This window comes from Enterococcus salsurae (assembly GCF_054784955.1).
The window spans coordinates 611,127-630,312 of sequence record NZ_BAAHWY010000002.1 but is presented as its reverse complement, the minus strand read 5'-3'; the positions used below and the strand labels follow the sequence as shown (position 1 = coordinate 630,312).

The 19,186-nt window shown below is 42.6% G+C and carries 18 protein-coding genes, 1 tRNA gene and 2 other annotated features; of the genes, 12 read left to right on the top strand and 7 right to left on the bottom strand.

All coding sequences use genetic code 11. The features are described 5' to 3' along the window. Positions 1 to 73 precede the first annotated feature (73 nt). The 4 genes from ACYVRS_RS07275 (at position 74) to ACYVRS_RS07260 (ending at position 3,287) form a co-directional block, all read left to right on the top strand. Positions 74 to 1,015, top strand: coding sequence for an NADP-dependent oxidoreductase (locus ACYVRS_RS07275; protein ID WP_313537978.1), 942 nt, complete (start codon positions 74 to 76; stop codon positions 1,013 to 1,015). 38 nt (positions 1,016 to 1,053) lie between these two features. After that, positions 1,054 to 1,422 carry a TIGR02328 family protein gene (locus ACYVRS_RS07270; protein ID WP_313509553.1) on the top strand — a complete coding sequence of 123 codons (369 nt, stop codon included), beginning with the start codon at positions 1,054 to 1,056 and terminating at the stop codon, positions 1,420 to 1,422. Between the two features lie 133 nt (positions 1,423 to 1,555). Continuing rightward, a complete protein-coding gene (locus ACYVRS_RS07265; RefSeq protein ID WP_461197836.1) occupies positions 1,556 to 2,617 on the top strand; it encodes an LLM class flavin-dependent oxidoreductase in 1,062 nt (353 codons plus the stop codon). Next, a complete protein-coding gene (locus ACYVRS_RS07260) occupies positions 2,610 to 3,287 on the top strand; it encodes an NADPH-dependent F420 reductase (RefSeq protein ID WP_312499434.1) in 678 nt (225 codons plus the stop codon). The genes ACYVRS_RS07265 and ACYVRS_RS07260 overlap by 8 nt, the downstream gene beginning before the upstream one ends. A 270-nt stretch (positions 3,288 to 3,557) precedes the next feature. On the opposite strand, the gene ACYVRS_RS07255 is transcribed toward ACYVRS_RS07260, so the two are convergent. Beyond that, complete coding sequence (locus tag ACYVRS_RS07255; RefSeq protein ID WP_313537980.1) at positions 3,558 to 4,016, bottom strand: DIP1984 family protein; 459 nt, start codon at positions 4,014 to 4,016, stop codon at positions 3,558 to 3,560. Positions 4,017 to 4,191: 175 nt separating this feature from the next. Then, positions 4,192 to 4,418: a binding site (T-box leader), on the top strand. Positions 4,419 to 4,539: 121 nt separating this feature from the next. Here ACYVRS_RS07255 and ACYVRS_RS07250 point away from each other — a divergent pair. Further along, positions 4,540 to 6,189, top strand: a complete 1,650-nt coding sequence (locus ACYVRS_RS07250; protein WP_461203050.1) for a peptide ABC transporter substrate-binding protein — start codon at positions 4,540 to 4,542, stop codon at positions 6,187 to 6,189. A gap of 78 nt (positions 6,190 to 6,267) precedes the next feature. On the opposite strand, the gene ACYVRS_RS07245 is transcribed toward ACYVRS_RS07250, so the two are convergent. Continuing rightward, positions 6,268 to 6,349, bottom strand: a tRNA-Leu gene (locus tag ACYVRS_RS07245). A 116-nt stretch (positions 6,350 to 6,465) separates the two neighbouring features. Beyond that, positions 6,466 to 6,708, top strand: a binding site (T-box leader). A gap of 94 nt (positions 6,709 to 6,802) precedes the next feature. Here ACYVRS_RS07245 and ACYVRS_RS07240 point away from each other — a divergent pair. The 4 genes from ACYVRS_RS07240 to ACYVRS_RS07225 are packed head-to-tail and all read left to right on the top strand — an operon-like array spanning position 6,803 to position 10,753. After that, a complete protein-coding gene (locus ACYVRS_RS07240; protein ID WP_461197833.1) occupies positions 6,803 to 7,642 on the top strand; it encodes an SAM hydrolase/SAM-dependent halogenase family protein in 840 nt (279 codons plus the stop codon). A 3-nt stretch (positions 7,643 to 7,645) separates the two neighbouring features. Next, the gene (locus tag ACYVRS_RS07235) at positions 7,646 to 8,200 is read left to right on the top strand and encodes an ECF-type riboflavin transporter substrate-binding protein (RefSeq protein ID WP_461203049.1); all 555 of its coding nucleotides are present in this window, start codon (positions 7,646 to 7,648) and stop codon (positions 8,198 to 8,200) included. A 26-nt stretch (positions 8,201 to 8,226) separates the two neighbouring features. Beyond that, positions 8,227 to 9,930 (top strand): ABC transporter ATP-binding protein, encoded by a 1,704-nt coding sequence (locus ACYVRS_RS07230; protein WP_461203048.1) that lies wholly within the window; start codon positions 8,227 to 8,229, stop codon positions 9,928 to 9,930. Beyond that, positions 9,923 to 10,753 (top strand): energy-coupling factor transporter transmembrane component T family protein, encoded by an 831-nt coding sequence (locus ACYVRS_RS07225; RefSeq protein WP_461203047.1) that lies wholly within the window; start codon positions 9,923 to 9,925, stop codon positions 10,751 to 10,753. Before ACYVRS_RS07230 ends, ACYVRS_RS07225 begins: the two co-directional genes overlap by 8 nt. Before the next feature lie 925 nt (positions 10,754 to 11,678). Here the strand turns inward: ACYVRS_RS07225 and ypfJ are convergent. Together ypfJ and ACYVRS_RS07215 are read right to left on the bottom strand one after the other, a co-directional pair. Then, the gene (ypfJ, locus tag ACYVRS_RS07220) at positions 11,679 to 12,572 is read right to left on the bottom strand and encodes a KPN_02809 family neutral zinc metallopeptidase (RefSeq protein ID WP_461197831.1); all 894 of its coding nucleotides are present in this window, start codon (positions 12,570 to 12,572) and stop codon (positions 11,679 to 11,681) included. A 188-nt stretch (positions 12,573 to 12,760) separates the two neighbouring features. Further along, entirely contained in the window at positions 12,761 to 13,600 is an 840-nt protein-coding gene (locus tag ACYVRS_RS07215) for an aldo/keto reductase (protein WP_313540878.1), read from the bottom strand. Positions 13,601 to 13,802: 202 nt separating this feature from the next. Between ACYVRS_RS07215 and ACYVRS_RS07210 the strand changes: the two genes are divergently transcribed. Then, positions 13,803 to 14,744 carry a magnesium transporter CorA family protein gene (locus tag ACYVRS_RS07210; protein ID WP_461203046.1) on the top strand — a complete coding sequence of 314 codons (942 nt, stop codon included), beginning with the start codon at positions 13,803 to 13,805 and terminating at the stop codon, positions 14,742 to 14,744. A gap of 37 nt (positions 14,745 to 14,781) precedes the next feature. Here the strand turns inward: ACYVRS_RS07210 and ACYVRS_RS07205 are convergent, their stop codons facing one another. The 3 genes from ACYVRS_RS07205 to ACYVRS_RS07195 all read right to left on the bottom strand — a co-directional run bounded on the left by ACYVRS_RS07205 (position 14,782) and on the right by ACYVRS_RS07195 (position 17,873). Continuing rightward, positions 14,782 to 15,633, bottom strand: coding sequence for a carbohydrate ABC transporter permease (locus ACYVRS_RS07205; RefSeq protein WP_054116029.1), 852 nt, complete (start codon positions 15,631 to 15,633; stop codon positions 14,782 to 14,784). Further along, a complete protein-coding gene (locus tag ACYVRS_RS07200) occupies positions 15,626 to 16,510 on the bottom strand; it encodes a carbohydrate ABC transporter permease (protein WP_313540657.1) in 885 nt (294 codons plus the stop codon). Before ACYVRS_RS07200 ends, ACYVRS_RS07205 begins: the two co-directional genes overlap by 8 nt. A gap of 103 nt (positions 16,511 to 16,613) precedes the next feature. After that, a complete protein-coding gene (locus ACYVRS_RS07195) occupies positions 16,614 to 17,873 on the bottom strand; it encodes an ABC transporter substrate-binding protein (RefSeq protein WP_461203045.1) in 1,260 nt (419 codons plus the stop codon). A 415-nt stretch (positions 17,874 to 18,288) separates the two neighbouring features. Between ACYVRS_RS07195 and ACYVRS_RS07190 the strand changes: the two genes are divergently transcribed. After that, entirely contained in the window at positions 18,289 to 18,537 is a 249-nt protein-coding gene (locus ACYVRS_RS07190) for a GlsB/YeaQ/YmgE family stress response membrane protein (protein WP_054116032.1), read from the top strand. 178 nt (positions 18,538 to 18,715) lie between these two features. Further along, complete coding sequence (locus ACYVRS_RS07185) at positions 18,716 to 19,120, top strand: organic hydroperoxide resistance protein (protein WP_312499948.1); 405 nt, start codon at positions 18,716 to 18,718, stop codon at positions 19,118 to 19,120. Positions 19,121 to 19,186: the final 66 nt, after the last annotated feature.

Below are 19,186 nucleotides of genomic sequence, written 5' to 3'. Positions count from 1 at the left end.
TAAAAGGACAAAGCAACATCTCAAACAATCTTTTGTTTTATGATGTGCAAATGAATAAGGAGTGGATCAATAAATGAATACACGTGCAATCGTCATCAATGCCTATGGCGGAAAAGAAGAATTAGCAGAAGCAAAGGTGGACTTGCCAGCATTAGAAGCAGATCAAATCCTAGTCAAAACTGCAGCAACCTCCATTAATCCTATCGACTGGAAATTACGTGAAGGCTATTTGAAACAAATGTTCCCTTGGCAATTTCCGATTATTTTGGGCTGGGATATCGCTGGTGAAGTCGTTGAAGTAGGGGCTGAGGTTTCCGATTTCAACATTGGAGATGCCATTTATGCGCGACCTGAAACAACCCCTTTTGGCACCTATGCGGACTACGCAATCGTTGATGCGACATTGGCTGCTTTAAAGCCATCAAATCAAACTTTTGCAGAAGCTGCTGCAGTACCATTGGCTGGATTGACTGCGTATCAAGCATTGTTTGACCATGGGGACTTGAAAGCTGGGCAAAAGGTCTTGATCCATGCAGGGGCAGGCGGTGTAGGCACTTATGCGATCCAATTAGCAAAAGCTGTCGGTGCATATGTGATCACTACTGCAAGCCCCCGCAACCATGAATTGCTGCGTACGTTAGGTGCAGATGAAGTCATCGATTATCATACAACTGATTTCGAAACAACGTTGTCTGACATTGATTTGGTCTTCGATACCATGGGTGGCGATGTACAGCGTAAAAGCTATACCGTGTTGAAACCCAATGGGCGTTTGGTGACCATATTGAGTGTGGAAGATGAAGCCGCTGGCAAAGAAAAGAATATAACGGCAAAAGCCATTTGGCTGAGAACCAACGGGGAACAATTGAAAGAATTAGCAGCTTTGATTGAGGACGGGAAGGTCAAAAGTGTGATTGGCGCAACATTCCCTCTCACTGTACAAGGTATTTATGATGCCCATGCTCTCAGTGAAACCCATCATGCAGTTGGAAAAATCGTCATCGATAATCAATAAGATCGCCTGATAATAAAGACAAAAAAGGAGATTGACCTATGCGTTTATGGCATGAAGCATTGATTGGCTCTTTGCCTCGGCAACAATTATTAGGCCAGCATCGTGAAGCCGCTGCTTTGCGCGGTGGCGGTTGGGGCAAAAAACATGCGACGGTAGATTATGTATTTACCCATTCGCCCTATAAGCTGTATCAATATCATGAATTGATTATGGCAGAAATGGAAAAACGCGGCTACCGACCTGCACCGGAGTGGCATGATCCCAGTTATCGAGGCAAAAATCTGCCTCCCGAGATCGATGTGCAACCTGTCCCCCGCACTTTGCCAATTTATCCAGAGCATGATGATGCGTACTTGCAAGCGTGTCTGTTGAATCTTGCGAATAAAGGAATCCTGATTGAAGGATGAGAAGAAGACTTTCCGCTGTTATAGGGAAAGTCTTTTTTTTTAACTCTTACAAAAAGTAAGCATATTGTTCGCACCTAAATTCATTTGTTGTTATAGTAAGAATAGAAAAGATACGAGAAATGAGGAAATAGGAATGACGATCAATAGCAATGCAGTAGAATTTGGCTTGGATACCTTTGGTGATTTGGCTTTTGATGATCAATCAGGGGAAAGATTGAGTTATAGTGAATCGTTACGCAATATCGTGGCAGAGGGTCAATTGGCAGATGCATCAGGAGTAGATATCATTGCCTTGGGCGAACACCACCGAGAAGAGTACTCTATATCAAGCCCAGACACAGTTTTGGCGGCTTTAGCCATGGTCACGAAACGAATCAAATTGGGTACGGGGGTAACGGTCTTAAGTTCTGATGATCCAGTCAGAGTCTATGAACGTTTTGCAACTGTCGATGCTTTGTCTAATGGACGTGCGCAAATCATGCTGGGACGCGGTTCCTTCACAGAGTCTTTTCCTTTATTCGGTTATGACTTGCAGGATTATGAAGCATTATTTGAAGAAAAAACTGCGATGTTCAGTGAATTGAGAAAAGGGCAACCATTGACGTGGGAAGGAAAGTTCACGCAATCCTTAGACAAGGCTGAAGTGTATCCAAAAATTGACGGCCATCAATTGGATACCTATGTCGGTGTCGGTGGGACACCTGAATCGATCATTCGTGCTGTCCGTTATGGCTTTCCAGTGATGCTGGCGATCATTGGCGGTGAACCCGCTCGTTTTGCACCGTATGTAGAGTTGTACAAAAAGGCAGCACAACAATTGGGACAACCGATTTTACCAGTAGGAATGCATTCCCATGGCGTGATTGCAGACACGGATGAGGAAGCCTACGAAATTGGCTGGCATTATATCAAGAAGAGTATGGATAAAATCGGCTTAGACCGTGGTTGGCCAGCTATGAGCAAAGAACGGTTTGATTTTGAAGTGGAACATGGGTCTTATTATATTGGCAGTCCAGAAACGGTTGCCCAAAAGATTGCGCGGATGATGCCGCAAGTGGGGGTTGAACGATTTGATCTGGTCTACGGAACTGGGGGCCAATTGCAAAAAGACCGTTTCCGCACGATCGAATTGTATGGTACGAAAGTGATTCCCCGCGTCAAAGAGTTGCTGCAAGCCGGTGGACAACATGGCTAAACAATCGATTGGTATTTTGGGCGCTGGCAAATTAGGATTGGCATTAGCCAATATTGGCGCGCGGGCCGGATACGAGGTCTTGATTGCCAGCCGCAAGTCAGCTGAGGCACTTTCTTTGCCAGTATCGATTCTGGCACCTGGGGCACACCCGCTGTCTGCTGCAGAAGTGATCGCACAGTCAGACACGATTATTTTAGCGATACCGTTGAGCAAGTATCGGCAATTGGATCCGGCTGCGTTTAAAGGAAAGATCGTGATCGATGCGATGAACTACTGGTGGGAAGTCGATGGCAAAGATACGCTCTTTTCAACGATTGAGGCAACTTCTTCAGAAAGAGTGCAACAATACTTCTCTGACAGTCAAGTGGTCAAAGCCTTCAACCATATGGGCTACCATGACATTCAAGCTGTATCTTCTGCTGGTGCAGCTGGCAGCGTCAAGGCGATTGCCATCGCAGGGGATCAGCCGTCTGCTGTTGGCAAAGTGGCACAAATCGTGGAGGATTTTGGCTTTGAACCGTTGTTGATAGGTTCTTTAGCAAAAGGGATCATGCTTGAGCCAGGTAGTCCGCTGTTTGGTGCCAACGAAACTGCGGAGAAATTACAAGGATTGGTCGACATCTTTGCGCATAGTGAAAAAGGTCAAGCCTTTTACGGTCAAAGAGCCTGAAAATGATATTCAAACCGCTAAGATGCCTACTTTCAGGTGATATCTAGCGGTTTTTTTTATAAAAAAAACACCCCTTCGCTTTTCCGAAGAAAAACAAAGAGGATTCCCAACCGTCAAATCAGCACGTGGTCATGAAAGAAGAATAGATAATGGATACGTTTGTGATGGTTAAGCAGTGATTGCTGATTGCTCGTCCCTGCCAGACGTCCATGGTGTACATATAAGCCTGTACCTGCTGTGTGCTCGCCTTTGACATCCCACCCAAGCGCTTTATGGTGTGCATTCAGTCAGCCAATTGGTTTGCTGGATGCGGCCATCGATCTCACGTAATTGTTGTGCAGTCTGGTTCAATCGTTTCGTGATCTCCTGGGTGTCAATGGTTCTGATAAAGCGAATCTCATTGCGTCCCATTCGCGGTCCAGCTTTGGCTGCTTCAAGAATTTGTGTATACAATGCATGGCTTTGCCGCAAACGTTCTCGTTGAGAGAGGGCATCAACAATGACCATATTGCTATCGATCATTGTGGTGTGGGCATTGGTATGATTGATTTGGCGCGCGACTTCATCTAACTGTTCACTTGTTTGTTGATAGTCTGACAATAAATCAGTCACACTGCGATCTAATGCATCTCCTTCTTGAATCAAGACGCTGCCTGTGATTTCCGAACGCAACAACTGTAACCGATTTTCTAAATCCCGACGCAATAATAATGCTTCAGCTAATTTCATCAAAGAAACCTCCCGTTGTCATAAGCTCTTTCCTTTATCCTATGCAATCGACGACAAATAGGCAAGAAAGATGATCGAAAAGAGAAACTATCAGAATTTTCTTAAATCGCATTGACTTCACGAAACGGCAATAGTATACTTTTAATCAATCATGAAATGAACAAGAAATTGAAGATCTTACACGTTGAAGAGAAGAGTAACTTTGGCGCTTGCTTTAAGAGACCCCGGATGGTGAGAAAGGGGAGCGGGCAAAGAAGTGAAGATGAACTCTGAGTGATTTGATTGGTTCACGCCGATCAAACGGAAAGCAGCCGTTATCTTGCCGGGTATGCATACGTACCGTTGAGGTGTTATAGAATATAACACGAAGAAGGGTGGTAACACGAAATTCTCGTCCCTTTGTTTGTCAGTTTTGATGAGCAAAGGGATGGGGATTTTTTTGTTTTATAAGAGAATCAAGCGTTGGTCATTCATGAGAAGCACTTGCCCGAAAAAGGGTACGATCAGAGGAGGAAAAAGAAAGATGAAGTGGAAAAAAGGACTATTGGTTTCAACAGGTATACTGGCAATCACATTAGCAGGGTGTTCAACGACGGGGTCGACAGAGAATACCACCGCAGCGGGTGATCAGTCAGAGGTGGCACAAACGATTTCTGTCAGTTTGCCAGCAGAGCTGACTACATTAGACACGACCCAAACAACGGATAAAGTGACGTTTACAGTGATTCAGCATTTGTTCGAAGGGTTGTATCGCTTTGATGAAGACAGTCAGCCAGTACCCGGATTGGCTGAAGGGGTAGACATCAGCGAAGATGGCAAAACCTATACATTTACGATTCGCGATGATGCCAAATGGAGCAATGGCGAAGCAATCACTTCCGCAGATTTCGCCTATGCATGGAAAAAGTTAGTTGACCCAGCCACAATGGGACCTAATGCGTATTTATTAGACAATGTGATGAACAGCAAGGATATTCGCGAAGGCAATGCTTCTATCGATACGATTGGTTTAGACACACCGGATGACCAAACCTTTGTCGTCCAACTCGACCAACCACAAGCGTCATTCTTGTCTGTCGTATCGATTGGTTGGCTAGCACCACAAAATGAGGCCTTCGTGGAAGAAGAAGGCGATGATTATGCGAAAACCAGTGAAGACTTGCTTTACTCTGGTCCTTTTGCACTAACCGATTGGCAACAGACCGGGGCTGAATGGACGATGGTCAAAAATGACCAATACTATGATCAAGATGTCGTCAAATTATATGAAATCAACGGATCAACGATCAAAGAAGAAAATACAGGTATCCAATTGTTTGAAAGTGATGAATTAGATATCCAAAAAGTCAGCGGCTTATATGTGCAGCAATATCAAAGCAACGATCAATTGGTGACCCACAATGATATCGCCAATTATTTCCTTGATTTCAACAAAAAAGCCAATGATGCATTGGCCAACGTGCATGTGCGCAAGGCTATTTCCTTAGCTATCGATAAAGATAGTTTAGCAAATGATGTGCTGAATGACGGCGCAAAACCATTGAATGGATTGATCCCAAGTGGTTTGTATGCCAATCCGAATACCAACGAAGATTTCCGCGCATATAGCGGCGAGTACAACCAATTTGATCAAACAGCTGCCCAAGAAGAATGGGAGAAAGCCCAAGCAGAGATTGGGGATCAGCTAGAACTGAAACTTTTGGTTACAGATGATGACAATGGACAAAAAATTGGTGAATACTTACAAAGTCAATTGCAAGAAAATCTGCCTGGCCTGACAATCACCATCAATAAACAACCTAGAACCAATTTGAATCAATCCCGTTCTGATGGTGATTATGAATTGTCTGTTTCTGGTTGGATCGCCGGCAGCAGTGATTTAGATTCCTACTTTAATCTCTATAAGAATGGCTCTTCATACAATTATGGCGGATACGATAGTGAAGAATATACAACATTGACTGAAAATGCCCGCACTGTCGATGCCAATGACCCAGATAAAGTCTTTGAAGATTATCAAGCAGCTGAAGAAATCCTATTGGATCAAGATGCCGCTCAAGTACCATTGTATCAAAGTGCGTCGAATTACTTGATCAAATCAAAAATCAAAGATATCCAATATCCCGCTTATGGCGCATACTTCTTTTTCCGAACAGCGTCTGTTAGTGAGTAAGTACAACATACAGCCCCTTTTGTCCGAATAATAGAAAAAGGCACAAAAAAAGCCCACCAAATCATTTGGTGGGTAAAATGCGGAAGATGGGAGTTGAACCCACACGAGATAATCTCACACGCGCCTGAAGCGTGCGCGTCTGCCATTCCGCCACTTCCGCCTAACAAAACGATACCTCTTTTGATGGGGAAATGCAAGCAAAAATCGCAGGTGAAATTGGGATAAAATAATGATTGACAAATGAGAGTGTCTTTGGTAATTTTAATGAAACAAAATGTAAACGCGATGAAAAAGAAAGTAAAATCAAGGTAATTGTCTTGCAGAGAGTTCCGGCAGCTGAGAAGGAACGACAATGAATGATTTGAACATGACTTTGGAGCGGATTTTCTGACTTAAATGAGGAAAATACGGCAGCCCCGTTAACAAGCACCAGTCTCCGAACGCTGTGTCGGGTACTGATAGAGGTAGAATGACGTCATTCTGCAATGTAAGGTGGTACCGCAGTCCAATGCCCTTAGTGAAAGCTAAGGGTATTTTTTTTTTACTCGAAATTTCAGAAAGTGGCATCGCGGGTATAGATTTGTTTTATGTAGACGGCGAAAGGAGGAACCCTATGCATAAATTAGTGTTACAAACAGACTTTGGTTTACAAGATGGTGCAGTCAATGCGATGTATGGCGTGGCCTATCAAGTTGAACCGCAATTGAGTATCAATGATTTAACCCATGAAATTGCCCCTTATCATATTCACGACGCGAGTTACCGCTTGTTACAAAGTGCAGCCTATTGGCCTGCAGGGACTGTGTTCGTTTCGGTGGTCGATCCGGGTGTGGGCTCAAATCGCCGAAGTGTGGTGGCCAAATTGAAGACGGGGCAATTGATTATTACGCCGGATAATGGCACCTTGACTTATGCCGCAGATTATATCGGGATCGAGGCTCTGCGGGTGATAGATGAAGACACTGAGCGGTTAGCAGGCTCATCTGAAAGTCATACGTTTCACGGTCGCGATGTCTATGTGTATAACGGCGCACGTCTTGCAAGCGGTCAACAGACCTTCGAAACAATCGGTCAGCCAGCTGATCCTAAAACTGTGACCCACTTTTTTCTTGAAAGACCCACGCAAGATGCAACAACAATTAGTGGAACGATCGATATTCTGGATATTCGCTTTGGCTCTTTATGGACCAACATTCCCTCGTCGTTTTTCAAAGAATGGCAAATCGCATACGGTCAAACGCTGTTAGTGACCATCGAATATGAACAAGCAGTCCGTTATCAAGAAACTGTCGTATTTGGACGTTCGTTTGCACAAGTCGACCCTTTGGCACCTGTCCTTTATATCAATTCATTATTACATGTCGGACTTGGCTTGAACTTAGCTTCATTTGCGGAAACATTTAACATAGGTACTGGTACAGAATGGAAAATCACACTTAAAAAGGAGAAATGAGAGATGAAAAAATCAACATTTACAGTCAAACATATCGTTGCAATCGGGATTGGTGCTGCTGTATTCTTTATACTTAAACGCTTCGTCACCATTCCAACAGGCTTCCCCAATACAGATATAGCTACCGCCTATCCATTTTTAGCATTGCTAGGGGTCGTATATGGCCCAATCGTCGCCGGACTGGCAGGTTTTATTGGTCACGCATTAGGTGATTTAACGACCTATGGCGCTTGGTGGTCATGGATCATTGCATCTGGCATATTGGGGGTATTCTTCGGTTTATTGACACGTTGGATCCCAATAGATAATGGCGTTTTTGGCGCAAAAGAAATCAAAACATTTTTGATAGGAGAAACGATTGCGAATCTGATCGTCTGGGTGATCATCGCTCCCGTAGGAGATATTCTAATCTATGCGGAAGCCGCCAATAAAGTATTTACACAAGGGATCATTGCGGGATTGACCAATGCCATCGTAACTGGGATAATCGGAGTGATCCTACTAAAAGCTTACGCCCAAACAAAAACCAAAAAAGGCAGCTTAAGCAAGGAATCTTAATCTATAGAAATGTGTGAACAAAAAAAATGAAACAAAAAATCATTCAATTCAACGATTTTTCATTTCAATATGATGCCCAATCAGAACCAACATTGAAGCATATTGATCTAACCATTTATGCTGGAGAAAAAGTTTTGATCATTGGTCCTAGCGGTTCAGGGAAAAGCACGTTGGGAAAATGTTTGAACGGACTGATACCTCAAAATGATCCTGGAAAAGCGACGGGAACCCTGATGATCGGCACAGAGACATTTCCCCATGCCTCGATTTATGACTTATCTCTGCAAGTTGGCACGGTGCTGCAAGATACCGATAGTCAATTTGTTGGCTTGACGGTCGCAGAAGATATCGTATTTTCATTGGAAAATGAGCAGCAAAGTCAATCCGTGATGGCCAATGCCTTGCAGAATTGGGCTGAAAAAACAGCTTTGACCAAACACTTGAACAAAAAACCGCAAGATTTATCCGGCGGGCAAAAGCAACGGGTATCAATGGCCGGGGTGTTGATCGATGAAACACCTATTTTGCTCTTTGATGAACCTTTGGCGAATTTAGACCCGAAAACAGGTTTGGCAGCGATCAAGATGATCGATCAATTGCATCAAGACAGAGCTTTTACTTCGATTATGATTGAACATCGGTTGGAGGAAGTGCTGGCGGCGCCTGTCGATCGGGTCATTGTCATGAATGAAGGGGTGATCGTCGCGGATACAACACCTGATACATTATTGCGCAGCGATTTGTTGCAAGAAGTCGGCATTCGTGAACCCCTGTATGTGACAGCAGTCAAAAAAATTGGTCTGCAGCTGCCAGAAGCTGACCTGACAGATATTCAGCATTTTCGCTCGCCAGAAATCAAGGCAGCCCTCAGTAAATACCAAGCAGCATACGCTGCGTCAGCACCTGCACCATCTGCTGCACCGATTCTTGAAGCGGCCAATCTCTCTTTTGCGTATGAAGTCGGCAAACCAATTTTGTCCGGTCTCAACTTTACAGTGCATCGTGGTGAAATGATCAGTCTGGTAGGTCATAATGGTGCCGGAAAATCAACTTTATCTCACTTGATCACAGGTTTTTTAAAGCCGACGTCTGGTCAATTATTCTGGGATGGGAAAGATATGGCAACCGATTCGATCAAAGAACGCGCTGAGAAAATCGGGTATGTATTGCAAAATAGCAATCAGATGTTATCTAAAAATTTCCTCTTTGATGAAGTCGCTTCAGGTTTGCGCAATCGCTTCGTACCAGAAGATGAAATCAAAGAAAAAGTCCATGAAACGTTGAAAATTTGCGGCTTGTACCCTTATCGTTCCTGGCCATTGTCTGCCTTAAGTTATGGTCAAAAGCGTAGGGCGGCTATTGCAGCGATCCTGGTTTTGGAACCAGAATTGATCCTGCTAGATGAACCAACAGCGGGTCAAGACTACCAACACTATCATGAGATGATGACCTTTATTCACTCTCTTAATCAATTGGGATTAACGATCATCATGATCACCCATGACATGCATTTGATGTTGGAATATACCCAACGGACAATCGTTTTGGCTGATGGCAGCATTTTAGCTGATGCTTCACCTGCAATCATCTTAGGTGATCCCGTGGTGACGAAAGCAGCCAATCTTGAAGAAACAAGCTTGTATACCTTAGCCAGAGTCAATCAATTACCTAACCCCACTGGCTTCACTGCGGCCTTTATCGCTAGCGAGAAAGAGGTGGCCCATGGATAATCATCTAATTGGCTATTTAGAACGAGATACTTGGATCCATCGACTGACGGGTACGACCAAATTGATCTGTTTTTTGTTGTTGTCAGTGATTGGTATGATGACCTATGATACGCGTTTCTTAGTCGCTTTAGGGGGATTTTCACTTTACCTTTTTTCTGCAGCAGGTATCCATTATCGTGACATTTCATTGGTTATTAAATTTGTTGTCTTCTTTTCTGTGCTGAATTTATTTGCGGTCTATCTCTTTGCCCCAGAATATGGGGTAACGATATATGGTACGCGTCATGTATTGATCGAAGGCATCGGTAGATATACCCTGACACAAGAACAACTTTTTTATGAGTTCAACTTGCTGATCAAATACATCGTTACCATTCCGCCTGGACTGATTTTTCTCTTCACAACGAATCCCAGCGAATTGGCAGCAAGTATCAACCGAATTGGTATTTCGTATAAAATTGCCTATGCAGTGGCCTTGGCATTGCGCTATATCCCGGATATCCAGGATGATTTTCGCACGATCGCTAAAGCACAACAAGCAAGAGGGATCGAATTATCCAAAAAAGCCCCTCTGAAAAAAAGAGTGGCGGGCAACCTAGCAATTGCGATCCCCCTGATTTTTTCAAGCTTAGAACGGATCGATCATATTTCCGCAGCTATGGAATTAAGGCGCTTTGGCAAACACAAGACGCGGACATGGTTGAAAGCAAGACCCATGAAAAAGGCTGACAGTGCAGCCATCTCCTGTACGATCTGTATTGTGTTGATCGGTGTCAGTTTGTTTTTTGTCAATGGTGGGCGCTTCTATAATCCATTTCAATGAAAGATGTATTCTGTAAAGGATACATCTTTTTTTTTTGCAAAAAAGGAGCCCCGTCAGCGGGGACTGGCGGGGTAGGAGTAAAAATGAAAAAGTGTTAGGGTTTGTTTGTTGGTATATGTATATAATAGCCTGTAAATGTGAAAAAAAATGGTCAAAGATCGTACAAAAAAACGAAGAATCATAGACGACTTTTCAACAAATGCTTCTATCTACATCATGACCACGATGTATCATGCAAATAGACAAGCAACTGAATATGCGCATGTCTTCGCGCAAAAGACAAAAAGGAGCCCCGTCAGCGGGGACTGGCGGGGTAGGAGTAAAAATGAAAAAGTGTTAGGGTTTGTTTGTTGGTATATGTATATAATAGCCTGTAAATGTGAAAAAAAATGGTCAAAGATCGTACAAAAAAATGAAGAATCATAGACGACTTTTCTACAAATGCTCCTATCTACATCATGACCACGACGTATCAAGCAAAAAGGCAAGCAACTGAATGTGCGCATGTCTTCGCGCAAAAGGCAAAAAGGAGCCCCGTCAGCGGGGACTGGCGGGGTAGGAGTAAAAATGAAAAAGTGTTAGGGTTTGTTTGTTGGTATGTATATATCATAGCTTGAACATGTGAACAAAGATGGTCAAAGGTGTTATAAATAGTTGAAGAATAAATGTAAAATCTTTTTTTTATGCAGCTTAAGAGGTTTTTTTCGTAATAAAAAAGGGCCTGTCAGCGGGGACTGACAGGCAAGGAGTAAAAATGAAAAAGTGTTAGGGTTGTTTGTTGGTATGTATATATAATAGCCCGTAAATGTGAATAAAGTATGACGAACCTGCCACGATTTGTGGAACAAAGATTAAGAAAAAATAAAGACAGCTCTATCCCTTTATCCATTGTTGATGGGGTACAGGGGATATGGCTGTCTTTGATTTATTGATCGATCAAATCGAGGGTAGGCTCGTTGAAGGTGTCCCCATGACTGAGGTCGCCATATTGATAGCCTCGGTTGAACCAAGCGACCCGTTGCGCTGAAGTACCATGGGTAAAACTGTCAGGGACCACGTAGCCTTGATATTCTTTTTGTAACGTGTCATCGCCAATTGCATTGGCAGCAGTGATGGCCTCTTCAATATCTCCAGCTTCTAAGATAGGTTGCCCTTGATAGGTCTCTCCAGCCAAATACTTGGCAAAGGTACCTGCCAGATAGTCTGCTTGCAATTCTAGTTGGACACTGTAGGCATTATATTCAGTATCTGAAACTTGTTGCCGAATCTTCTCTAATTGCTGGGTGATGCCCAATTCATTTTGGACATGATGGCCTACTTCATGGGCAATAACATAGGCCATTGCAAAGTCACCACTGGCACCATAGGTATTTGCCAATTCATTGGCAAAGCTCAAATCGAGATATACATGCTCATCTGCTGGACAATAAAAAGGGCCAACTTGTGAAGTAGCATAGCCACATGCCGATTGCACACTATCTGTAAATAGTACCAGTGTTGGGTCTTGATACGACTCTTGCCTTTCTTGGAAAACAGCTTGCCAATAATCTTCTAGATGACCAAAGACGACCGCAGAAAATTCTTTTTCTTCGGTGTAGTCATTGGCGGCAACATTTTCTGTTTGATAATTGGCAGCTTGTTCGCTGCCGCCTAATACATCGGGCAAAGAACTGATGTCCCCACCGCTAAATAAAAAGAACAGTACTGCAATGATTACTGTACCGATCCCACCACCAGCAACCAGCTTTCCGCCAGCACCTGACGACCGTCCCGTTCGGTCATCGATGTTGGTACTTTGTTTTCCCCCACGCCATTTCATCTCGATCTCCTCCTACAGGTTCTGTTGATTCTATTATAAAAGATATAGCGGATGAAGGGAAAAGAAGCGACTTTGAATAGGCACATTCATTTGATCTGCTTTGGTAGAATCTCAGGGGGAATTCTTCTTGTTTTGGAAAGCAAAGAAGCATAGGCAGTCGCCTATGCTTCGAATCATGAAATCATCGTCTATTCAAACTCCTCATACTCATTCGGATCCTGTCCGTCGATTCGGCCATCTGCTTTGTTCAACCCATTGATTTGCTTGACTTCATCTTCAGTCAATGCAAAATCAAAAATAGCTAGGTTTTCACGTTGATGTGCTAAATTGCGTGATTTTGGTAAAGGCAAGATGCCACGCTCAACGTGCCATCTTAGAATGATTTGACCAGCAGATTTTTGATATTTCTCTGCCAGAGATTGGATGATGTCTTCTTTGATTGCATCACTTCCGCGACCTAATGGACTCCAAGCCTCTGTTTGGATGCCGCGTTTTTGATTTTCTGCAACTCTGTCTTCTTGTACCCAATAAGGATGGATCTCAATTTGGTTCAATGCTGGTGTCACACCAGTTTCTTCAATGATCGTATCCAAATGCTCAGGTTCAAAATTGGAGACACCGATCGTCCGGATCAAACCTAATTTTTGCGCTGTGATCAAGGCTTTCCATGCTTCCACGTATTTTCCCCGTTTTGGCAATGGCCAATGGATCAAAAATGCGTCAAAATAATCCAGACCCATTCGTGCGAGAGATTCTTGGATACTCGTCAACGCTTCGTCATAGGCATGGTACTTTCCAGGAAGTTTTGACGAAACATAAAATTCGGATCGAGGTACACCAGAGCGGCGAATGGCTTCACCGACGATACCTTCATTGTCATAGTTGGTTGAAGAATCGATCAAGCGGTACCCATCCGCAATAGCAGCTTGGAGCTGGTTTAATCCTTCACCGCCGCGGATCTGAAATGTCCCCATCCCAATAGCGGGACGTAAATTGCCGTCATTCAAGGGGATCAATGGTGCTTTCATAAAATAACTCCTCCTTTTTATTGTATATTTACTGTACAATTTTTTGTCCCTTTCTGTAAATTAACTTGCTTGCTTCACTTTTTGTTCGGATCATAAAAAAATAGATCGTCAAAATCATCAGGAAAAGCCATTTATTTTGACAAAATCGCCAGCACATAAGATAGTTGAATCAGTAGAGTATTGTATAAAAGGAGCGAGTAAAATGTTTCAATATTATAAAATTGAAGAAAAAAAAGTTACAAAAACAAGCGAAGAGGATTACAATTGGCTCATCATCAGCGGCAACGATCCGGCTGAGCAACGAGAATTGCTCGATCGTTTCCAATTACCCGAAGATATATTCATTGGCTCAAATGAACCGGAAGAAGTGTCACGCTTGGAGCATTTGCGCAATACAAAATTAAATCATCCTATCCTATATACTTTGATCGACTTATCTGAAGCTACGAACGAGCGGATCGAGGACCGCTTAGAACCAATCACATTTATCTGTGCAAAAGATTTATTGATCACTTATGCATCAGAACGATCGAATTTAATTGAGCGACTGATTGAAAAACATGAAACAGATATCGATCATTTCGAAGATATCATGGCCTATGCGACATTGATGATCTATACACACTTCATCAAAGGTCTGAAAGATATCAAGAAAACGATCGATGCCTTAGATGCTGCGGCGCGCAAAACCACAGAAAACAATGAATTGTTCAATTTAGCAGATACAGAAAGAGATATGGTGTACTTAGATCATACTTTGAGAGATCAGGATCAGATCGTCAATCACTTGATGGAACGGAAAGAATTTCTTGAACGTTTAGATAATGAACCGCTGGTTTACGATATTAAACTGCGACAGAAATTTGCCAACAAGATGGTGACGATCTATCGAGATTTATTGGAGACGATTGGTGGATTATTCTCTGATATGATGGACAATAATCTCAACCATTTGATGAAATACTTGGATTCAGCTGCACTTGTGGTGGCGATCCCATCGCTGATTGCAGGATTGTGGGGAATCAATACCGGCGGTTTACCGGGAAAAGACAACACGATCGGAACGATTTTGGTGTTTGGATTGGCATTGCTGGTTGGCGCATTAACTGCACTTTACTTATCACGAAAAGACTTTTCCAAATAGCAACAACGCCACAGAAGATCTGTGGCGTTGGGCTTTTTTATTTGATTCCACTATCTAAATTACTATCTAAGATCCAGCGTTGGAAAGCGAGAAACACCAAAAGTAAGGGCAGGATCGAAATGACAGACGCCGCGATCAGTATGGTCCAATTGATATTTTCGGCCCCAACCAAACTGCGAATGGCTACTTGCAAGGTATATTTCTTCGGGTCATTCAAGACGATCAAAGGCCAAATATAGTCATTCCACCGCCATTGGAAAGAAAATATCCCCAGTGTCATAATAATGGGGCTAGCGATCGGCAACATAATCTTCAAGAAAATCATCCCATCTGAAGCACCGTCTATGCGTGCAGATTCGATCAAATCATTCGGTACAGAGACAAAAAAAGTGCGGAACATAAAAATACCAGTAGCTGTATTGATTGAAGGGATAATGATCCCTAATAAATTATCGTATAGTCCAAGGGCACGAATAACAGAAAAGGTTGGATTCATGATCACTTCTGTTGGCAGCATCGTGGTGGCGATAATACAAATAAAGAAAAAACTGAGCCATTTGGCGTCATACTTTGCGAAGGCATAACCACAGGCGGCACTGGCTATAATGGTTAAAACTGTCGTCGTGACCGCTGAAATCAAGGTATTGCTAAAATAGCGAAAAAAATCTAATGTTGTCCATGCGTCAATAAAGTTTTGAACTGTAGGGTTTTCGGGAAATATGTTTAACGGATACGCAAACAATTCTGTTCCAGGTTTGAATGCACTCAGTAAAAACCAAAGGAGCGGGAACAAATATAACAAGGAAGTGATGATCAATGCCAATGTTAAGAAAAACATCGCAGATTTCTTGGTTGGCGCTTTTCGCAGTTTCTGTTCTCTTTTAGACATCGTTTTTCCCACCACCTAACTTCATTTGTGCCAAACCTAGTAATAGTAAAATAAAGAAAAGAACCATGGAGGCGGCACTGGCATAGCCGACACGCATTTTATCGAAACCAGTCGTATAGATGTACTGTACGATGAACATATTGTCTGTACCGGGCCCACCATTGGTCAATGATTGAACCAATGCAAATTCTTTCATTGACCCTATTGAAGCCAATAAGATGACCATAAATGAGGTCGGTTTTAGCATCGGTATCGTGATGAAACGCAATTTGTGCCAAAAGCTTGCGCCGTCGATTTCTGCTGCCTCATAGTAAGAGTGGGGGATGTTTTTTAAGGCAGCGGTAAACTGTAGCATGTTAAATGCAGTCCCTCCCCAAATGGCGGCTAACACGATCACGGCAAAAGCCGCGTTAGAGTCAGTAAACCATGGCACAGTTTGCTGCCCGCCTTGTTCGAGTAAAAAGTTGATAAACCCAAAATTTTCACCGAACAACCATTTCCAAATCACCCCGGCGATAATGCCTGAGATCGTCCACGGCAAAAAGAAAATGATTTTTGCTAGAAAACGACCTTTTGCGAATGGACTATTCAACATAAGGGCTATAGCCAAGGAAATGACGTAGATACTGGGAACTAGAACAATGACATAGCGAAATGTACGAAACAAGGCTTTATAAAAACTATCATCCCGAAACAATTCTTGGTAATTGGCTAGTCCAATAAAATGTGCTTCCGCAAATCCTTTATAATCTGTCAATGAGTAATATAAGCCTAAAGCGGCTGGTATCAAAAAGAATAAGATGAATAGAATGATACTTATGCCCGTAAAAAGTAGGGGCCATTTATGTTTATTTAACGTGCGCATAATTGTTCTCACCAACCCTTCCAATCAAATCACTTATGGAAAAGAACCTTCCAAGTAGCTGCTGCAATCTAGACCGCAGCAGCACTTGTTTAGGTTCTTTCTGTGCCTGTATAGATTATTTTTTTAGAAAGCCATCGTTATAATCTTGAATCGTTTTTTCAATGGCATCATCTAATGAAATCTCATCATTTAACACTTGGACGATGGCATCTTTGTAAGCACCTGTCAGTCCAGTATAGCCTTTCATACTCATGGTCACTTGATCATTGGTTTGCTTACCGCTGATTGGCTGTGCTGCTGCAGCAATCTCTTGATTATAGACTTCGTAGGCATCTTGACCTTGTTCATAGTCTACTGTCATCCCTTCTACTGCGGGTAAGTAACCTGCATACGTGCATAACTGTTTATAATTATCTTCTTCATAAAGCCATTCGATGAATTTTTGCCCTTCTTCACTATTCTTGCTGTTGTTGAAACCAGCGATGAAATTCCCACCCATATTCACTGCCCGGGTTTCTTGTGCAGGAGAATAGACGGATTGCCATTTAAAATTGCTGATATTATTTGAAAAATCGACAATTTGCCAACTGCCGGAAAAATAGGCAGGGACACGTCCGCTTTTGAACATTGCAGAGGCATCTTCTCCTGATGTCCAAACAGATTTAGGCATGATACCATCATTGTTCAGGTCGATGAATTTTTGCAAGGCTGTTTTTGTTGCATCGTCCGTCGTATAAGAGTCACCGCTATCATTTAAGAAGAAATCCTGCCCGCCATATTGATAAGTGAAGGCCCGTAAGCGATGATCAGAGGCATCCATTACCATCCCATATTTGGCATCAGTTTTTTCGACGACTTGATTGATCGCATCAAGAAATTCATCCCAAGTCCAGATATCATCTTCAGATTGTGGATAAGAGACACCAGCTTCATCGAACAAATCGGTGTTTAGAAACAAACCGGTAGCGGTTACATCTGAAGGCAAGGCTTTGACCAGGTCATCTTCGTTTCTGATTGTCATTGATTCCAGCGTGTTGGCGTCTTCAGCAACAGCGGTCAGATCAAGCAAGTAGTCATTCCAGTCTGGTAAAACGGTAGAGACACGTACCACTTCGGGCGCGTCATCCGCTTGGACGGCTTTCGTGATTTTCGTGAGCAAATCATCATAAGGTACGTCTGTGACTTCAACGGTCACGCCAGTTTCTTCTTGATATTTTTCGGCCATTTTTGTATAGGCGCCGCCTTCGCTGGTATCTCCGGATACAAACATACGAATTTCTTTGGCATCACTGCTGCTATCATTGTTGCCGCAACCAGCAGCTGCTAACAGTAAAGCTGCCATACTTACAATGCTTATCCCTAACTTTTTATTCATGATATTCGCTCCTTTATATTTTGTTTTGAATGTTCAAAAAAACGTATGGTCAAACGTAACTGAAATACAGGCATGGGTATGAAAATACAGTCATAAGAATGTAGCTGTGAATGGCTACAATAGAAAATGGATAGGTGACAAAAATTGTTATTTGATGAAATGAAACGTCTGTTGTTCTTCATTAGTTTAGCTGAAAAAGACCAAAACACAAAATAAAACGATTTCATTTTGGCGATCCATCTTAAAACAACGTGCAAGGAGATGTTTTTATATAATTATGTGATTATCAAAACCCTTAATATAACAAGGTTTTTCGATGGTTTTTTGCAGTTGCAAGCAAATCTTTTGTCTAATTAGGCAAAGAAGCGTAACATAAACAGTGTAATAAATATCAAAAAGAAAGAAGGAGAAAAACATGGGTTGGTTATGGACATTAATCGTAGGTGCTATTATCGGTTTGATCGCCGGTGCAATTACAAATAAAGGTGGATCAATGGGCTGGATCGCGAACATTGTTGCTGGTTTAGTCGGCGCTGCAATTGGTCAAGGATTATTAGGTTCTTGGGGACCATCATTAGCTGGAATGGCATTGATTCCTTCAATCATTGGTGCAGTGATCGTGGTTGCTGTTGTGTCATTTTTCTTAGGACGCTCTAAAGCCTAATTATTCCGCTATTGTTTACATTTATTGATCGCGTATAGTGGTTATACGTTATAAAGACAGATCTGATATATATATATATATATCAGGTCTGTTTTTTTGCGCTGAGCAATCCCTTTGTCAGATCTGACTTTACTCGTTACACTTAAAGTAACCTAAAAATAGAGAGGAAGAGCAATCTATGAAAAAGCAATACGAAACAGCTATGATCAATCGTGGCGGTCGGGTCGGCGAAGTGGAAGCGCCTAATGGCACGATGCACTTGAAAATCGATAAGCCGGGAATCCATAGCGAGGGCACGAATCCGGAGCAATTATTCGCAGCTGGTTATGCCTCTTGTTTCAATGGAGCGGTACAGCACATGTTGAAAGAACATCAGATCGAATCCGAATCTGAAGTCAAAGCAAGGGTTTCACTTTATCAGCATGAGGACGGCAGCTACCAAATCGGCGTGATTTTAGAAGTATCATTGCCTGGTGTTGAGAAAGAACAGGCAGAAAAAATCGCGGAAGAAGCACATGATTTTTGTCCATATTCTCGTGCAACACGCGGCAATATCGACGTTGAAGTGGAAGTTGTGGCATAATTTTCAATGGATGATCGACATGTCCCGCAATCAATGTTCAGTAGGGATTATAGTAAAGGAGAGGCA

Coding starts and splice junctions, on each gene's coding strand:
- ACYVRS_RS07275 (WP_313537978.1), top strand. CDS start 74: ATGAATACACGTGCAATCGTCATCAATGCCTATGGCGGAAAAGAAGAA.
- ACYVRS_RS07270 (WP_313509553.1), top strand. CDS start 1,054: ATGCGTTTATGGCATGAAGCATTGATTGGCTCTTTGCCTCGGCAACAA.
- ACYVRS_RS07265 (WP_461197836.1), top strand. CDS start 1,556: ATGACGATCAATAGCAATGCAGTAGAATTTGGCTTGGATACCTTTGGT.
- ACYVRS_RS07260 (WP_312499434.1), top strand. CDS start 2,610: ATGGCTAAACAATCGATTGGTATTTTGGGCGCTGGCAAATTAGGATTG.
- ACYVRS_RS07255 (WP_313537980.1), bottom strand. CDS start 4,016: ATGAAATTAGCTGAAGCATTATTATTGCGTCGGGATTTAGAAAATCGG.
- ACYVRS_RS07250 (WP_461203050.1), top strand. CDS start 4,540: ATGAAGTGGAAAAAAGGACTATTGGTTTCAACAGGTATACTGGCAATC.
- ACYVRS_RS07240 (WP_461197833.1), top strand. CDS start 6,803: ATGCATAAATTAGTGTTACAAACAGACTTTGGTTTACAAGATGGTGCA.
- ACYVRS_RS07235 (WP_461203049.1), top strand. CDS start 7,646: ATGAAAAAATCAACATTTACAGTCAAACATATCGTTGCAATCGGGATT.
- ACYVRS_RS07230 (WP_461203048.1), top strand. CDS start 8,227: ATGAAACAAAAAATCATTCAATTCAACGATTTTTCATTTCAATATGAT.
- ACYVRS_RS07225 (WP_461203047.1), top strand. CDS start 9,923: ATGGATAATCATCTAATTGGCTATTTAGAACGAGATACTTGGATCCAT.
- ypfJ (WP_461197831.1), bottom strand. CDS start 12,572: ATGAAATGGCGTGGGGGAAAACAAAGTACCAACATCGATGACCGAACG.
- ACYVRS_RS07215 (WP_313540878.1), bottom strand. CDS start 13,600: ATGAAAGCACCATTGATCCCCTTGAATGACGGCAATTTACGTCCCGCT.
- ACYVRS_RS07210 (WP_461203046.1), top strand. CDS start 13,803: ATGTTTCAATATTATAAAATTGAAGAAAAAAAAGTTACAAAAACAAGC.
- ACYVRS_RS07205 (WP_054116029.1), bottom strand. CDS start 15,633: ATGTCTAAAAGAGAACAGAAACTGCGAAAAGCGCCAACCAAGAAATCT.
- ACYVRS_RS07195 (WP_461203045.1), bottom strand. CDS start 17,873: ATGAATAAAAAGTTAGGGATAAGCATTGTAAGTATGGCAGCTTTACTG.
- ACYVRS_RS07190 (WP_054116032.1), top strand. CDS start 18,289: ATGGGTTGGTTATGGACATTAATCGTAGGTGCTATTATCGGTTTGATC.
- ACYVRS_RS07185 (WP_312499948.1), top strand. CDS start 18,716: ATGAAAAAGCAATACGAAACAGCTATGATCAATCGTGGCGGTCGGGTC.